The sequence below is a fragment of the Sphingobium sp. BHU LFT2 genome, assembly GCF_018604485.1.
Taxonomy (GTDB): domain Bacteria; phylum Pseudomonadota; class Alphaproteobacteria; order Sphingomonadales; family Sphingomonadaceae; genus Sphingobium; species Sphingobium yanoikuyae_A.
In genome coordinates this window covers 117706-134894 of sequence record NZ_JAFCGW010000002.1, presented here as the reverse complement: position 1 = coordinate 134894, position 17189 = coordinate 117706, and the positions used below count along the sequence as shown (strand labels likewise).

The 17189-nt window shown below is 66.2% G+C and carries 11 protein-coding genes; 7 read left to right on the top strand and 4 right to left on the bottom strand.

From position 1 onward, the window contains the following. The first annotated feature begins 288 nt into the window (after window positions 1–288). The 7 genes from JQK15_RS05860 (at window position 289) to JQK15_RS05830 (ending at window position 11922) form a co-directional block, all read left to right on the top strand. Window positions 289–1461, top strand: coding sequence for an FAS1-like dehydratase domain-containing protein (locus JQK15_RS05860; protein ID WP_037521545.1), 1173 nt, complete (start codon window positions 289–291; stop codon window positions 1459–1461). Between the two features lie 192 nt (window positions 1462–1653). Continuing rightward, window positions 1654–2001, top strand: coding sequence for a hypothetical protein (locus JQK15_RS05855; protein WP_099230088.1), 348 nt, complete (start codon window positions 1654–1656; stop codon window positions 1999–2001). Further along, entirely contained in the window at window positions 2001–2720 is a 720-nt protein-coding gene (locus JQK15_RS05850; RefSeq protein WP_214864159.1) for a ParA family protein, read from the top strand. The genes JQK15_RS05855 and JQK15_RS05850 overlap by 1 nt, the downstream gene beginning before the upstream one ends. Further along, window positions 2717–7093 (top strand): UDP-forming cellulose synthase catalytic subunit, encoded by a 4377-nt coding sequence (bcsA, locus tag JQK15_RS05845; RefSeq protein WP_214864157.1) that lies wholly within the window; start codon window positions 2717–2719, stop codon window positions 7091–7093. Before JQK15_RS05850 ends, bcsA begins: the two co-directional genes overlap by 4 nt. Beyond that, entirely contained in the window at window positions 7090–10458 is a 3369-nt protein-coding gene (locus JQK15_RS05840; protein WP_214864155.1) for a cellulose biosynthesis protein BcsC, read from the top strand. The genes bcsA and JQK15_RS05840 overlap by 4 nt, the downstream gene beginning before the upstream one ends. Next, window positions 10458–10922: a cellulose biosynthesis protein BcsD gene (gene bcsD / locus JQK15_RS05835; protein ID WP_010339109.1), complete on the top strand. Its 465-nt coding sequence runs from the start codon at window positions 10458–10460 to the stop codon at window positions 10920–10922. The genes JQK15_RS05840 and bcsD overlap by 1 nt, the downstream gene beginning before the upstream one ends. Then, the gene (locus JQK15_RS05830) at window positions 10912–11922 is read left to right on the top strand and encodes a family 8 glycosyl hydrolase (RefSeq protein ID WP_214864153.1); all 1011 of its coding nucleotides are present in this window, start codon (window positions 10912–10914) and stop codon (window positions 11920–11922) included. The genes bcsD and JQK15_RS05830 overlap by 11 nt, the downstream gene beginning before the upstream one ends. 19 nt (window positions 11923–11941) lie before the next feature. On the opposite strand, the gene hutU is transcribed toward JQK15_RS05830, so the two are convergent. The 4 genes from hutU to hutI are packed head-to-tail and all read right to left on the bottom strand — an operon-like array spanning window position 11942 to window position 17150. Then, complete coding sequence (hutU, locus tag JQK15_RS05825; protein ID WP_214864151.1) at window positions 11942–13609, bottom strand: urocanate hydratase; 1668 nt, start codon at window positions 13607–13609, stop codon at window positions 11942–11944. Window positions 13610–13615: 6 nt separating this feature from the next. Then, window positions 13616–14428, bottom strand: coding sequence for an N-formylglutamate deformylase (gene hutG, locus JQK15_RS05820; RefSeq protein ID WP_214864149.1), 813 nt, complete (start codon window positions 14426–14428; stop codon window positions 13616–13618). Beyond that, the gene (gene hutH / locus JQK15_RS05815; RefSeq protein WP_214864146.1) at window positions 14425–15954 is read right to left on the bottom strand and encodes a histidine ammonia-lyase; all 1530 of its coding nucleotides are present in this window, start codon (window positions 15952–15954) and stop codon (window positions 14425–14427) included. Before hutH ends, hutG begins: the two co-directional genes overlap by 4 nt. After that, on the bottom strand, window positions 15951–17150 hold the full coding sequence (gene hutI, locus JQK15_RS05810; RefSeq protein WP_214864531.1) for an imidazolonepropionase: 1200 nt from the start codon (window positions 17148–17150) through the stop codon (window positions 15951–15953). The genes hutH and hutI overlap by 4 nt, the downstream gene beginning before the upstream one ends. Window positions 17151–17189: the final 39 nt, after the last annotated feature.

Genomic DNA, 17189 nt, shown 5'->3' with positions numbered 1-17189 from the left:
CCCTGGCAGCGTTGCGGATCGGCATTGCGGTCAGGTTGAAATCCACGGCACGTCTCTTTTCTTGTGAATTGAGGCATCAATCTAGCTGCAATCGCCACCCTGTTCAAGCTCCGGGCGGCACAGGACAAACATCGGCATCGCGATAAACGGCGAAAAACCGCGCTTTTCTGCGGCCTGACGGGATGTTCCCGCTTGTCGGTGCGCATGCTGTCGCCGGCCGTGGACTTGTGCCGTCGGGCGCTGCTCCGCCATGGCAGGGCAGAACAAAGATTTCCTCGGAGGGGAACCATGAGCATAGCCGTCTTCGACTGTTCGGACATCGACCAATATCTCGGCAAACCGATGCAGCCTGCGCGGATGCGCGAGCCGATCCACAATAATGACATCCGCCGCTGGGCGCAGGCGATGCATTATCCCAATCTGCTCCATTATGATGCCGATTATGCCGCCGAGGGGCGCTGGGGCCGGCTGGTCGCGCCGCAGAGCTTTGCCGTGACGATGGATGACGGCCATGGCGCCGGGCCGGCCTGCGTGGGTGCCATCCCCAATTCGCACCTGCTGTTCGGCGGCGACGAATGGTGGTTCTATGGCCCGCGTATCCAGGGCGGCGACCTGGTCCATAATGAGCGCATCCCGTTCGACTATACGGTCAAGGATACCAAGTTCGCCGGGCCGACCTGTTTCCAGCGCGGCGACAATAATTATTACAACCAGAATGGCGAGCTGATCGCCAAGCAGCGCTCGACCTCGATCCGCTATCTGGCCGAGGCCGGCCGCGAGAAGACGACCGATGTGGTCGAGGGCACCGAAGATCCGGTGTGGAGCGACGAGGAACTGGCCCAGATTCAGGATCGCAAGTTCGACTGGGTGCAGATGCTGCACGAACTGGGCCATGGCAAACGCTATTGGGACGATATCCAGATCGGCGCCGCGCTGCCTGAACGTGTCATCGGCCCACACAGCATCGCCAGTTTCACCACCGAATGGCGCGCCTATCTCTTCACCATCTGGGGCGGCACGCACCGGCGCACCGATCTCGACATGGAGGCGCTGGGCTTCGTCAAGGAAATGGCGGGGCATGAAAATGACCCGGTGATGGAGCGGATCAATCCTGAACTGACCGATGGCGCCTATTTCGGGCCATCGCGCGGCCATCTCTTCCCGCGCTGGGCCCGCTTCATCGGCATGCCGCGCGCCTATGGCTATGGCGCGTCGATGGGCGCCTGGATCGTCGATTATCTGGCGGGCTGGGCCGGCGAATGGGGCATGGTGACCCATTCTGTCGCCTCCTATCGCGGGCCGGCCTTCACCGGCGACATCACGATCATGACCGGCACGGTGGTCGACAAGTTTGTCGATGATGACGGACGCGACGTGGTGCAGATCGACTGCCGCATGGTCAATCAACTGGGCACGACCCTGGCGACCGCCAAGGCGGAAGTTGCATTGCCGCGCAAATAAGTGGGGCAATGGCCGCGGCGCGTTTTTGCGGCTCGCGGTGCCAAGATGTTGAAGCAAAAAGGGGATTTTCCTGCGTGCGACGAACGGTGCGTCGCACGCAGCGCCCGCAATGCCGCAACTTCTTCGAATTTCTAAAGATTTTGTTAACCATTTTACTCTAGGTTTTCCTTGGATATCAGGGAGAACAGGGCCATGCGCTCCGACGCAGAAAGCCTTCTGGCCCGGCTGGGGCGCCGGGATTTTCGCTATCGCGAGTTCGCGGACAGTTTCGCGGACATGGAATTGTGGCCGATCTTCGAGGCCCTGCTGACCGACCCGCGCGTGGTCGGACGCCCCCTGTCCAAACTGGAAGCGCGCGAGGCGGAAGCCGTGCTGGCGGTCCGCCGCGCCGAGCCCGAGCAACATGCGCCCGCACCCCGCGCCAATGTGACCAGCATGTTCGACGCCTATCAGGACGCGCCACCATCCGCTGCGCCGCGCGGCAATCTGCGCGATTTCCTGGGCCATCTGTCGAACGATCCCGACAAGCGAGATTATTGATGCCGCTGATCCTCTGTCATTCGCCCAAGGGCGGCGTCGGCACCAGCTTCATCGCGGCGCAACTGGCGATCGATCTGGCGCAGCGCGGGCATGATGTCAGCGCGCTCGACTTCACCTATCAGGATTCTCTCAAGCTCTATTTCGGCCTGACCCCGGCCCAGGGCCTGCCGGAACTGAACGATGGCAGCGCGGACCAGATCGCGGTGTCGGGCGTCGCGCTCTTTTCCGCCTATGGCCTGCGCCGTGACGCGACCTTCCAGGATCTGCTGGGCAAGCCGGATCATTCGCCGTTCGCCGGCAAGAAGATCTTCATTGCCGATGTGGCGGCGGGGGACCGCGAGACCAAGGACATGTTGCTGCCGCATGCTGCCCTGCATGTCTGCCCCCTGCATCCGCGTCCCGGATCGCTGGCGGCCCTGCCCAAGGTCGAGCCGGGCACCGCGACGATCGATCTCGCCAAGACCGGGTTCGTGCTCAACCATCTGGACGATACGCATCGCCTGTCGCGCCACACCCATATCTTCCTGCGCGAACTGTTCGGCAGCAAGCTGCTCGGCACGATCCGCCGTGACGAGGCGGTGAATGAGGCGAGCGCGATGTTCGAGCCGCTGGCCCGCTTCGCGCCGGCCAGTGTGGCGCTCAACGACCTGCGCAGGCTGGTGACGACCGTGGAACAGGCGGCCGGCCTGGTCGAGGCGGCCGAGGAGGCGGCTTCGTGAAGGGCCGGCAGGCGATCCTGAGCAACGGACTGCTGGTGCTGGCCGGGCTGTTCGCCCTGCTGGCGATCACCGTGCCGCTCGATCTGGAAGCACAGTGGATCTTTGCCGGCATCACCATCGTGGGCGCGACCATATTGGGCCGGTTGCGCAGTCGCCGCGCGCTGCTGGTGCTGGCGATCCTGTCGATGATCGTATCGACCCGCTACATGTTCTGGCGCACCACCGAGACGCTCGAATTCGGCACATTGGCAGAATTTCTGCTGGGGTCGGGCCTGTATCTGGCGGAAGTCTATGCCTGGCTGATCCTGGTGCTGGGCTTCCTGCAGACCGGCTGGCCCCTCGACCGCGAAGTGGTCGAGATCGAGGGGGAGCCCGATCAATGGCCCAGCGTCGACGTCTATGTCCCGACCTATAATGAAAGCCTGGAGATCGTCCGCAACACCGTGTTCGCGGCGATGGACATGGACTATCCGGCCGATCGCTTTCGTGTCTTCATCCTGGATGACGGCCGTCGCCCGGAGTTTCAGGCGTTCGCGCGCCAGGCCGGTTGCGGCTATCTGACCCGCGGCGACAATCTTCATGCCAAGGCCGGCAACCTCAATGCCGCTATGAAGAAGACCAATGGCGAACTGATCGCCATCTTCGACTGTGACCATGTGCCGACCCGCGCCTTCCTGCAGATGACCGTCGGCTGGTTCCAGCAGGATCCCAAGCTGGCGCTGATGCAGACGCCGCACCATTTCTATTCGCCTGACCCCGCCCAGCGCAACCTGGGCACGGTGCGCGACCTGCCGGGCGAGGGCGACCTGTTCTACGGTGCCGTCCAGTCCGGCAACGACCTGTGGAACGCGACCTTCTTCTGCGGTTCCTGCGCCGTCATCCGCCGTGATGCGTTGGCCCAGACCAACGGCTTTGCCGGTGAGACGGTGACAGAGGACGCGCATACCGCGTTGAAGTTGCAGCGCATGGGCTGGAATACCGCCTATATCGGCGCGCGCCTGTCCGCTGGCCTTGCGACCGAGCGGCTGGTGCTGCACATCGGCCAGCGCATCCGCTGGGCGCGCGGCATGACGCAGATCTTGCGGATCGACAATCCGCTGTTCGGGCGCGGCCTCAATTGGCAGCAGCGGCTTTGCTACCTGAATGCGATGCTGCATTTCCAGTTTCCGCTGCCGCGCATCGTCTTCCTGACCAGCCCGCTTGCCTATCTGATCTTCGGCCAGAACATCATCCATGCATCGGCCTCGCTGATCTTCGCCTATGCGCTGCCGCATCTGGTCTGTTCGATGACCTCGTCGGCGAACACGCAGGGCGGGGATCGCCGACCGTTCTGGGGCGAAATCTACGAGACGATCCTGGCCTTTCACCTGGCGCGCCCCACGGTCATGACCTTCTTCCAGCCGCGCAAGGGCAAGTTCAACGTGACGGACAAGGGCAGCCTGCTCGACCGGACCTATTTCGACCTGTCGACGGTGCGCCCGCACCTGATCTGCATCGGCCTCATCATCTTCGGCATCGGGCTGGCGATCGTGAAGCGGGTCTTCTTCCCGCATCTGTTCAACATCCAGACCGATACGCTGGTGCTGAACGTCGTCTGGGCCGTGTTCAGTCTGATCATCCTGATTGCCGCCGTTTCGGTCGCGCGCGAGACGCGGCAGGCGCGCGAATATATCCGCATCGTCACCGAATTGCCGGTCACCCTCTACATGGCCGATGGCTATGTGATCGACGCGACGACGATCGACATTTCGATGGGAGGCGCGGCGATCGCCGTGCCGCCCGACTTCCCGCTGCGCGACCGGCGCGTCGCCTATATGTCGCTGCCGATGGGTGACGAGAAGCTGACGATTCCGGTCGAAATGGTCCGGTTCGATCGGGGCGAGGTCAATCTGCGCTTCCAGGAACTGGACATGATCTCTTCGCGTCACCTTGTCCGCGCGGTGATGGGCCGTGCCGATGCCTGGCAGCCCGCTGCCCCCCGCAAGCCGGTTTCGGCCCTGCACTCTCTCTGGGATATCATCGTGGTCGACTATATGACCCTCAAGCGCCTGTTCCGCCTCAACCGCACGGAGCGCCGCAAGCAGAAGAAGGCCGTTCGCCTGGCCGCCGCGGCGAAAGCCGCCAAGCAGGCTGCGACCGCATTGCTGGGCCTAGCCGCGATCGGGACGCTGCTGCTCGCAGGCAGCGGTCACGCCTTCGCGCAGGCGGCACAGGCACCTGCCGCGACGCTGGCACCCGCCACCGCAGCGGGCGTGCAGAAGCAGCGGCTCAGCTTCCGCGACCTGCAGGTCAAGATGCCGATCCGCCTGGCCGGCACGCGCGGCGAAATCGGCATTCCCTTTGGCATGCGCCGCAACGAGGTGGTGACCGACAGCAGCCTGACGCTGAACTTCGCCTGGTCGCCGGCGATGCTGGGTGACCTCAGCCAGCTGGTCGTGCTGCTGAACGGCGAAGTGGTGCGCACCATTCGCCTGACCCCGGCGGAATCCGGTGGTCAGAACATCACCATTCCGGTCAATCCGGCGCTGTTCCTGCCGGGCGACAACCAGCTCAACCTGCGCCTGGTCGGCCATTATGCGCGCGATTGCGAGGATCCGTTCCACAGTTCGCTCTGGGCCAATATCAGCAATGTCCGGTCCTGGTTTGACCTCAGCGTCCAGACGCTGCCGATGGCGCCGGATCTGGGCCGTCTGCCCGGTCCCTTCTTCGACCGGCATGACAATCTGCCGTTGCGCCTGCCCTTCGTCTTCGCCGGCACGCCGCGCGCTGGCGAACTGGAGGCGGCCGCCAGCCTGGCCTCCTGGCTAGGCGCCCAGGCGAGCTATCGCGGCTTCTCCTTCAAGCCGGTCTACAACCAGATCCCGACCGGCAACGCGATCCTGTTCGCGACGCCGGACCGGCCGATTGCGGGTCTGAACCTGTCGATCACCGGGCCGAGCGCGACGGTCATCCGCAATCCGCGCGACACGTTCGGCGAATTGCTGGTGGTGATGGGTCGCAATGCCAGCGAGTTGAAGCTGGCCGCTGCGGCGATCGCCAGCGGCCGCGGCGTGCTGAGCGGCGCGCGGATGAACTTCGACGGCGTCCGCATCCCGACCTATGCGCGCTATGCCGCGCCGCGCTGGCTGCGCACCGACCGCCCGGTCCAGTTGGGGGAGATCATGGATGCCAATGCGCTGCAGGGCATGGGCCTGCCGCCCGGACCGCTGTCGGCGCGCTTCCGGGTCGCGCCCGATCTCTTCTTCTGGCCGCGCCAGGGCGGTCGCCTCGACCTGCGCTACCGCTATCCGGCAGCCAAATGGCTCGATCGTCGTGCCTCGCGCCTCGATGTCTCGATCAACAACCAGTATTTGCGCACGCTGCCGCTCGCCGGGGCGGGCTGGTGGGACAGCCTGTTCGGGGCGCAGGGCGCATCGTCCAACGATTCCAGCGCCTCGATCGTGCTGCCGCGCTACAATCTGTTCGGCCAGAACGAGCTGATCTTCGACTATAATCTGATCATTGCCGACAAGAAGAAATGCGAAGGGACGCTGCCCGAGAATGTCCGGGTCAGCGTGCGTCCGAGCAGCAGCATCGACCTCAGCCGCGCCTATCACGCGCTGCACATGCCCGATCTCGCCACCTTTGCGGGCGCCGGCTATCCCTTCACCATTCGTCCCGACCTGTCGGAGACCACGGTGCTGATGGGTGGTCAGCCTTCGGCCGGGGCGGTCGAGGCCTTCCTGGTGCTGATGGGCCGTATGGGCGATTCCACCGGCGCGCCGGTCACGGGCGTCGTGGTCGCCAACGCGGTCGATGGCGAGCGGCTGAAGGGGCGTGACATCATCGTTATCGGTGGCAGCAGTGTCGCGGGTTCCGACCAGCTCTTCGCTGGCGCACCGGTCCGTTATGAAAATGGCCGGCTGCAGGTGACGGAGATGAGCCCGGTCCAGCGCATCTTCGCCTTCTTCTCGCCGTTCGATCGATCGGGGGATGGCGAAGCGGACGCGTTCGTCACCTCGTCCAGCGGCTTTGCCGGCATTGTCGGCTTCGAATCCCCGTTCGAAGGTGGCCGCAGCGTCGTGGCCCTGCTGGCGGACGATCCGCGCGCCTTGCCCGATCTGGTCGGCGGCATGGCCGATGCCAAGATCAACGCCCAGATCCAGGGCGACCTGGCCGTCACCAGCGGCGACGGGATGAGCAGCTTTGCCGTCGGGCCTGGCTACTGGGTCGGCTATCTGCCCTTCTGGATGAAGGCCGCCTTCTGGCTGAGCCAGCGTCCTTTGCTGATGGCCGCCTGCGGCCTGCTCGCGGCGCTCATCCTCGCCGGACCGCTCTATCTCTATCTCAGCCGGCAGCAGCGCCGTCGCCTGAGCAAGGAGGATGAGGCATGAGCCCCACCCTCCGTCTGCGTATCACCTGCGCCGCCCTGGCGCTGGCCTGCATGGCGCCGATGCCCACGCTGGCCGATGTGCCGGGCGTTGCGCCGCTGATCCAGCAGGGCCGCTATTGGCAGTCCAAGGGGCGACAGGATCTGGCAAACCAGGCCTATCGCCGGGCGCTGGCGCTCGATCCCAATAATGCCGAAGCGCGCAAGGGACTGGCCGGCCCGTCGCCCAAGGCACAGCCGGCACCGAAACCCACGCCCGCGCCGGCACGGCGCGCCGAAGCGACGCCACGCCCGACGCCCACGCCGGCTGCGGCCCCCTCGGCGGCAAATCGGACGCAAGCAGCGCGCCCAAGCGGCAATGCTGGCGGCGGCGCGTCGCGCGCGAGTGGTTTCAAGGCGCTCGACGCCAATGATCTGGATGGCGCGGAGCGCGCGTTCGAGCGCGCCGTGGCCGCCAATCGCAACGATGCCGACGCGCTGGGCGGCCTTGGCCTGGTGCGCCTGCGCCAGGGGCGCTTTGGCGAAGCGCGTGACCTGCTCGATCAGGCGTCGCAGCGCGGTTCAGCGGCGCAATGGGCGCAGGCGCTGGCCTCCGCCCGCTTCTTTGGCGGGCTTGCCGATGCCCGCGCGGCGCTGGCGCAGGGCCGGCTTGGCGAAGCGCAGGCCGATGCCGAGGCGCTGGTCCGTTCCGGCTATCCGCAGCGTGGCCCGGCGCTCGAATTGCTGGCCGATATCTATGAGCGGCAGGGGCGCTATGCCGATGCGGCAGATCTCTACCGGCAGGCAAATGAAGGGGCCAAGCAGTCCGATGGTCGGCTGGCGAGCCGGGCCGCGCGCGATCGCGCCCGTGCCGCGGCTGCGCGCGGCGATGATGTCACCGCCGAACAGGAATTTCATTCCGGCCTGTTGCTGGACCAGCAGGATCCGTGGATCCGTTATGAATTCGCCCGCTATCTGATCCAGCGCCAGCGCCTGCCCGAGGCGGAATCGCTGATCAACTCGCTGGGGTCGTCGAGCGACCCGGACTGGCTCTACGCGGCAGCGCTGCTCAACGCCGATCGCGGCCGGGCGTCGGCCGCCGATACGCTGATGGCGCGGATTCCCGAAATGCAGCGCACGGAACAGATGCGCAATTTCGCCGTCGGCCTGAAGGTGGATGGTGCGATCGAGCGGGCCAAGGCGATGGCCGCGCAGGGCCGGCAGGCCGATGCGCTGATGGCGCTGCGCCAACTGGCCGCTACCCCCGGCATCGACCCGACCAAGCAGGCTGCGGTGGCCGATGCGATGTTCGAACTGGGTGACCGGGAAGGGGCGGCGCAACTGGCGCAGCAGGCGCTGACCGCCGGGACCATCACCGACCCGGCCGGCTATGAACCGATCGTGCGCGTGCTGGCCAAGACCGGGCGCGATGCCTTTGCCACCAGCGCCGTGCAGCGCGCCGCGCAACTGGCGGGCAATACGCCCGACGGCCAGCGTGTCGTCGCGCGGATGAACGGCATCATGGCAGCGTCGCAGGCGGATCGGCTGCGGCTCGCAGGCCAGAACGCCCAGGCCTTCGACCTGTTGCAAGGCGCGTGGAACGCCGCGCCGGGCAATCAGGAAGTGCTGGCCGCGCTGGCGCGGCTCTATCAGTCTGGTGGCATGCCGGCCCAGGCGGCCCAGACCTACCAACTGGTCCTGGCCCAGTCGCCCAATGACAAGGGCGCGCTGATGGGCCTGATCGAGACGGCGGGGGCAGCGGGCGACAAGGGTCTGGCGCGCGCCACGATCGAGCGCGCCTTGCAGCAATCGCCCAATGATTATCAGATCTACATGGCGGCGGCGCGGATGGAGCAGGCGCGGGGCGACGAGGGCGCCGCGCTGCGCTACCTGAAGCGCGCGAAGGAAGTCTATGCCGCGCAGAGTGGCGCAGGCAATGTCACTGCCAGCAATCCCTTTGCCGCGACGATGCAGGGCAACAACCCGTTCCGTAACCAGTCGGCTGCGGCCGCCCCGGCGGCGGTCAATCCGTTCGCACTGGGATCGGGCGCGCGGCTGGCCGGACAGGCGCCGTCACCGGCAGGCATGGCGTTCGCGCCGATGCCGCAGGTTGGTGAAACGGGTGGCTTCCCGCCCGCTGTCGTGGCCCAGTCCGCGCCGATGCCGGGCGGCTATCCGGCGGTTGGTGTGCCGGCGTCCGCGCCCGGCGGATCGATGATGACAAGCGGCGATCCGGTGATGGATCGCATCCAGACCGAGATCCGCACCCTGACCCGCGACAGTGGCCCGCGCGCCGAACTGCGCACCGGCTATCGCGAGCGATCGGGTGAAGCGGGGCTGAGCGAACTCAAGGAACTGACCGGATCGGCCGAAGTCTCCACCAGCCTTGGCAACGGCCGGATCAAGGCGAGGGCGGAAGCCGTGGTGCTGGATGCCGGCCGCCCCAGCCGGTCGGGGCTTGCCCGCTTCGGTCGCAATGCGACGCCCGAAGCGCAGGGGATCGTCGATCAGGAAGAATCCGCACTGGTGGACGCCGATACCCAGCATGCGTCCGGCGTGGCGCTGTCGGCCGCTTATGAGACACCACTTCTGAAACTGGAGGTCGGCGTCACGCCACTCGGTTTCGAGGATAGCGACGTCACCTGGCATGCAGCGATCAGCCCGCGCTTCTCGCCCTATGCGACGGCGCGCGCCTGGTTTGAGCGCAAGCCGGTGACCGACAGCGTCCTGTCCTATGCTGGCACACGCGATCCCGTGACCGGGGCGATGTGGGGCCAGGTGATGCGGACCGGTGGCGGCGCATCCTTCTCCTATGATCAGGATGGGGCGGGGGTCTATGGCGACCTGTCCTATTATAAATATGCCGGGCATGATGTTCGCAAGAACCATGGTTTCCAGGCCAATGTCGGTGGCTATCTGCCCTTCTATCGCGGCGATCGCTCGTCGATCACTGGCGGCGTCAATGTGAACTATCAGGATTTCGACAATAATCAGAACTACTTCACCTACGGCTTTGGGGGCTATTTCAGCCCGCAGAGCTTCTTCAGCATCAGCCTGCCGGTGCGGTATGCCTATGCGTCGGACCTGCTGGAGGTGAAGGCCGGCGTGGCACCGGGTTATCAGAGTTACAGCCAGGATCAGGTCAATGTCTATCCGACCGATCCGGCGGCACAGGCGGTGCTGGATGGCCTCAAGGCCCAGAACAGCGATGTGCGGTCTTATTATGACAGCCTGAGCAAGACCGGCTTTGCCCTTTCGGCGGACGGCTCGATCTATTATCGTGTCAGTCCCAGCACGCGGGTCGGCGGTGAAATGAGCATCAACACCTTCGGCAGCTATGACGAATTCAAGTCGCTGATTGGGATCAAACAGTCTCTGGGAGGCAATTGATGATCCGGGAAGCCGTGGAATATCAGCCCGCCGAAACCGATCAGTGGACGATGGACGGGCTGTCGCTGCTGACCGCGATGATTGGCAGCGAGGTGTTCGGCACCGCGACCCGTGGCCAGGCCGACGCCTTTTTTGGCGCAGTCGGTCGGCGCATCGCGTCGCTGCTTCAGGTCGCCGACATTTCGGACGGGGATGCGCTGATGGCGCGGATCAACCGGCTGTGGCGGACGTTGGGCTGGGGTGAGGCGCAATTGCGGATGACGGACGATGCAATCATGATCCAGCATGTCGGTTTGCCCGAAACGCTCCAGGGCGATGTCGATGGCCGCTGGGCCGACATGGCGCCGCCGCTGCTGCGTGGCGCCTATGACGCCTGGTTCCGGGCGCTGGGCGGCGGCGCGGACCTGCATACATCCGTGCTGCAATGGCGCGACGGCATCATGGAAATACGCCATGGGCGTTGACCGGCGTGCGTTGCTGGTGGGGATGGGACTGGTTTTCACGGCAGCCTGCGCCAAGGCGCGCCAGCCGCGGGGCAGCAGCGTGACCAATGGCGACTGGGCCCGGTTCAAGGCCGCCTTTCTCGATCCGTCGGGCCGCATCGTCGACAATGGCAATGGCGGTGTCAGCCATAGCGAGGGGCAGGGCTATGGCCTGGGCCTGGCATTGTGGAACGATGACCGGGAAGCGTTCGACGCCATCCTGCGCTGGACCGATAGCAATCTGGTCCGGCCCGACATGGCGCTTTACGCCTGGCGTTATGATCCCCGGCAGCCCAATCCGGTGGCCGACACCAATAATGCGACCGACGGCGACTTGTTCATCGCTTGGGCACTGGCCGAAGCCGCGAAAAGCTGGGGCGAGGGGCGTTATGCCAGTCGTTCGGCCGAGATCCGTGCTGCGATCCGCCAGCATCTGGTGCTGGAACGCCATGGGCGCAAATTGCTGCTGCCCGGCCTTCAGGGCTTCGTCACGCCGGAAGCGGTGACGCTCAACCCTTCCTATTTCGTCTGGCCCGCGCTCGACGCCTTCCGTCGCCTGGATGGCGAGGCTGCCTGGGGGCGGATCATCAGTGACAGCGAAGCGCTGATGGCGGCGGCGCAATTCGGTCCGCTCAAGTTGCCGACCGATTGGGTCGATGTGACGGGACATGACATGGTCGTGCCGGCCATGGGCAAGCCCGCCCGTTTCGGCTTCGACGCGATCCGCGTGCCGCTTTATGCCCAGGCCGGGCGCCGGGCGGCGCTGCTGAAGCCGATCCGCGACTATTGGCAGGGCTATGTCACCCGGCAACAGCCGATCCCGGCCTGGGTCGATGTCCAGTCCGGGGAGGTCGCGCCCTATGCGCTGTCGGCGGGTGGCATGGCGATCGCCGGCAAGATCATGGGCCTGCCGCAACCGGCAGGCCTGTCGACCGATTATTTTGCGGCCTCGCTGCAGATGCTGGCCGGTAAGCTCGCCTGATCGGGGCTGAGCCGGCGGCTCAGCCCAATATCCCTGGCAGATCCAGCCCCTTTTCACGGGCACAGTCGCGCGCGATTTCGTAGCCCGCATCGGCATGGCGCATCACGCCGGTTGCCGGGTCGTTCCACAGCACCCGTTCCAGCCGTGCGGCCGCTTCCGCCGTGCCGTCGGCGACGATCACCATGCCGCTATGCTGGCTATAGCCCATGCCGACGCCGCCACCATGGTGCAGCGATACCCAGGTCGCACCCGATGCGGTGTTGAGCAGCGCGTTGAGCAAAGGCCAGTCGCTGACTGCGTCCGACCCGTCCATCATCGCTTCGGTCTCGCGATTGGGGGAAGCGACCGACCCGCTGTCGAGATGGTCGCGCCCGATGACGACCGGTGCCTTCAGTTCGCCCTTCGCCACCATCTCGTTGAAGGCGAGGCCAAGGCGATGGCGATCGCCCAGGCCCACCCAGCAGATGCGGGCGGGCAGGCCCTGGAAGTGGATCTTCTCCCGCGCCATGTCGAGCCAGTTATGGAGGTGAGCGTTGTCGGGCAGCAATTCCTTCACCTTGGCGTCGGTCTTGTAGATATCCTCCGGATCGCCCGACAGCGCCGCCCAGCGGAACGGGCCGATGCCCCGGCAGAAGAGCGGGCGGATATAGGCGGGCACGAAGCCGGGGAAGTCGAAGGCATTCTCCACGCCCTCGTCCTTCGCCATCTGGCGGATATTATTGCCATAGTCGGTGGTGGGGACGCCGGCCGCCTGGAAATCCAACATGGCGCGGACATGAACCGCCATGCTGGCCTTGGCGGCCTTTGCCACCGCTTCGGGCTCGCGCTCGCGCCGCTCGATCCATTCGGCGACGCTCCAGCCGGCGGGCAGATAGCCATTGACCGGATCATGGGCACTGGTCTGGTCGGTCAGCAGGTCGGGGCGAATGCCGCGCGCGAACATTTCCGGCAGGATCTCGGCCGCGTTACCGAGCAGGCCGACCGAGACGGGTTTCTTGTCGGCGCAGCTTTTCTCGATGATCGCCATGGCTTCCTCGATCGTCGCGGCCGCGACATCCAGATAGCCGGTGCGCAGGCGCATCTCGACGCGGCTGAGCTGGCATTCGATCGCCAGGCAGGATGCGCCGGCCATGACGGCGGCGAGCGGCTGGGCGCCGCCCATGCCGCCCAGGCCCGCCGTCAGCAGCCATTTGCCGCTGAGGCTGCCGCCATGATGCTGGCGCCCCATTTCGACGAACGTCTCATAGGTGCCCTGCACGATGCCCTGGGTGCCGATATAGATCCAGCTACCCGCGGTCATCTGGCCGTACATGGCCAGGCCCCGCTTATCGAGTTCGTTGAAATGCTCCCAATTGGCCCAGTGCGGCACCAGATTGGAGTTGGCGATCAGTACGCGCGGCGCATCGCGATGGGTGCGGAACACGCCGACTGGCTTGCCCGACTGGACCAGCAAGGTCTGGTCGTCGTCCAGCCGCTTCAGTGTCTCGACGATCCGGTCATAGCTTTCCCAGTCGCGCGCGGCGCGGCCGATGCCGCCATAGACCACCAGTTCCTCGGGCCGCTCGGCGACATCGGGATGGAGATTGTTCATCAGCATGCGCAGCGGCGCTTCGGTCAGCCAGCTCTTGGCGCTGAGATCGGTGCCGATGGCGGGCTTGATGATGCAGCTATTGTCGATGCGGGTCATGGAGGATCAGCCTTCCTGGCGGGTGAAGGCGAGGCAGGCCTTCAAGATGGCGGTGAGGGTGGCGGTCAGCGGCCCGGCATGGGCCGGGTCCAGCGGCGGCGGCCAGTTGGCCTCGGTCCGCTCGGTGGGCTCGTGGAGATAGCCGCGCATCGCAAGCTCCATCTGGATCGCATGGACGCCCTGTTCGGGGCGGCCATAATGGCGCGTGGTCCAGCCGCCGCGGAAACGGCCGTCGACGACATGGCTCATGCCGCTTGCCGCGCAGAGCCGGGCGATTTCGGCGGTCAGGTCCGGCGAACAGGTCGTGCCGAAATTGGTGCCGATATTGAACTGCGGCAATGCGCCGTCGAACAGACGCGGCACAATGCTGCGGATCGAATGCGCGTCATAGACGACGACCCGGTCGTGCCGGGCGCGCAGCCGGTCGATCTCCGCCTGCAGCGCGGCATGATAGGGCGTGAACCAGTTGGCTCGCCGCCGGTCGATCTCGGCCGCGTCGGGGGCGGCGCCGGCATAGAGCGGTGCGCCATCGAAATCGGTCGTTGGGCAAAGTTCGGTCGTCGCCTGTCCCGGATAGAGCGAGGCACCGGAAGGATCGCGATTGACGTCGATCACGCTGCGCGAGATGGCGGTGCGGATCGTCGTGGCGCCGAGGTCGGAGGCGAAGGCGTAGAGCTGATCCACCCACCAGTCGGCATCGGCGCGCGCAATCCAGGGCGAGCGGAAGGCATCACCGACATCGGCGAGATCTGTCCCGGTATGCGGGAAGGCGACGATCAGCGCCGCCTCGCCCCGCTGGATGTCGAGCCAGTCGTTCATCCCAGCACCGGGAGGGCGTGACCAGCGGCCGCCACCAGCGCGCCCGATCGGACGATGCGGTTGGCCGCTTCCATATCGGGATGGAAATGACGGTCGTCGGTCAGATGCGGCACCTGATCCCGGACGCAGGCGCGGGCCGCTTCCAACGCGGTGCTGGAGGTGAGCGGAGCGTGAAAGTCCATGCCCTGCACCGCCGCCAGCAATTCGATACCGATCACCGCGGTGGCATTTTCCGCCATGTCGAGCAGGCGGCGGGCGCCATGCGCGGCCATCGAGACATGATCCTCCTGATTGGCACTGGTCGGGATCGAATCCACGCTGGCGGGATAGGCGCGCTGCTTGTTTTCCGACACCAAAGCGGCGGCCGTCACCTGCGGGATCATGAAGCCGGAATTGAGACCGGGGCGCGGGGTCAAGAAAGCGGGCAGGCCGCTCAGCGCCGGATCGACCAGCATGGCGATACGCCGCTCGGCGATCGATCCGATCTCGCAGATGGCGAGCGCGATCATGTCGGCAGCGAAGGCGACCGGCTCGGCATGGAAATTGCCGCCCGACAGCGCCTCGTCGCTTTCCGGGAAGATCAGCGGATTGTCGGACACGCCATTGGCCTCGATGGCCAGCGTGGTTGCTGCCTGACGCAGCAGGTCGAGCGCGGCGCCCATCACCTGCGGCTGGCAGCGCAGGCAATAGGGATCCTGCACGCGTTCATCGCCCTTCAGATGGCTCGCGCGGATGGCGCTGCCTGCCATCAGGCCGCGCAGCGCATCGGCGGTCTCGATCTGCCCAGCATGGCGGCGCAGCGCGTGGATGCGCGGATCGAAGGGGGTGTCGGAGCCCTTGGCCGCTTCGGTCGAGAGCGCGCCCGTGACGAGCGCGGACTGGAACAGCGTCTCCGCCTCGAACAGGCCAGCGAGCGCATTGGCGGTCGAGAATTGGGTGCCGTTGAGCAGCGCCAGCCCTTCCTTGGGGCCAAGTTCCAGCGGGGCGAGGCCGGCACGGGCCAGCGCTTCGGCGGCGGGCAGACGTTCTTCGCCCAGCATGATCTCTCCGACGCCGATCATCGCGGCGGCCATGTGCGACAAGGGCGCCAGATCGCCGCTGGCGCCGACCGATCCCTGGGCCGGGACCACAGGGGTCAGCCCCTGGACCAGCATCGCCTCCAGCAGGGCGACGGTCTGCGGCTGCACGCCCGATGCGCCCTGGCCAAGGCTGGCAAGCTTCAGTGCCATCATCAGGCGGATGACCGGCACGGGGGAGGGGGCACCGGTGCCGGCAGCGTGGCTCAGCACGATATTGCGCTGGAGCGTGGCGAGGTCTTCGTCACCGATCCGCATGCTCGCCAGCTTGCCGAAGCCGGTGTTGATGCCATAGACCGGCTCGCCCTTCGCCAGGATGCGCGCCACCGCCGCCGCGCTTTGCGCGATGCGCGGGGCCGATGCGGCATCGAGGCGCGCCGTCGCGCCGCGATAGATGGCGCGCCAGTCAGCCAGCGAGGCTTCGCCGGGGACGAGGATGATAGCGTTCATTGACCACTCCAGATGCGGGCATGGAGCGGGTTATACCCCATGCGATAAACCAGTTCGGCGGGGCGCTCTATGTCCCAGATGGCAAGGTCGCAGCTTTTGCCGACCTCCAGCGTGCCGATGTCGGCGGCAAGGCCGAGCGCGCGGGCCGCATTGCGGGTGACGCCCGCCAGACATTCGTCGATGGTCAGGCGAAACAGGGTCGCGCCCATGTTCATCACCAGCAGCAGCGAGGTGAGCGGCGAGGTGCCGGGATTGCAGTCGGTCGCCAGCGCGATCGGCACGCCGGCGCGGCGCAGCCCGTCGATCGGCGGCAGCTTCGTCTCGCGCACGAAATAATAAGCGCCGGGCAGCAAGGTTGCGACCGTGCCGGCGCGGGCCATGGCGGCGATGCCGTCCTCGTCCAGATATTCCAGATGATCGGCCGACAGCGCGCCATGGCTGGCGGCGAGCGCCGCGCCATGCAGGTTGGAAAGTTGTTCGGCATGAAGCTTGACCGGCAGGCCGAGCGCGCGCGCGGCGATGAACAGGCGGTCGGTCTGCGCCGACGAAAAGCCGATCCCCTCGCAAAAGGCGTCGACCGCGTCCGCCAGCCCTTGGGCCGCGACGGCGGGCAGCAGGTCGTCGCACAGCATCGCGATATAGCCATCGGCATCGCCGGCATATTCGGGCGGCAGGGCGTGGGCGCCGAGGAAGGTGGTGACGATCCGCACCGGCCGTTCGCGGCCCAGTTGGCGCGCGGCGCGCAGCATCCGCAGCTCGGAGGCGGGATCAAGGCCATAGCCGGACTTCACCTCGACCGTGGTGGCGCCTTCGGCGATCAGCGCGTCGAGCCGGGGCAGGGCGCTCGAGACCAGTTCCGCCTCGCTCGCTGCGCGGGTGGCGCGCATGGTCGAGACGATACCGCCGCCGGCACGGGCAATCTCTTCATAGGAGGCGCCGGCCAGGCGCAGCTCGAACTCGGCGGCGCGATCGCCGCCATGGACCAGATGGGTGTGGCAGTCGACCAGGCCCGGCGTGATCCAGCGGCCGGCGCAGTCGATAGTTTCGGTGGGGGCGAAGGCAGGCGCATCGGCACGCGAACCGGCAAAGGCGATGCGGCCGTCGCGCGCGGCAATTACGCCATCCTCGACCGCGCCGATCCCATCGCCCGCCATCGTCGCCAGTCGGGCGTTGGTCCATAGCCGGTCGCATATCATCGTCATCGCCAGCCTCCCTTCACGGCCTCCCGCCCAGAT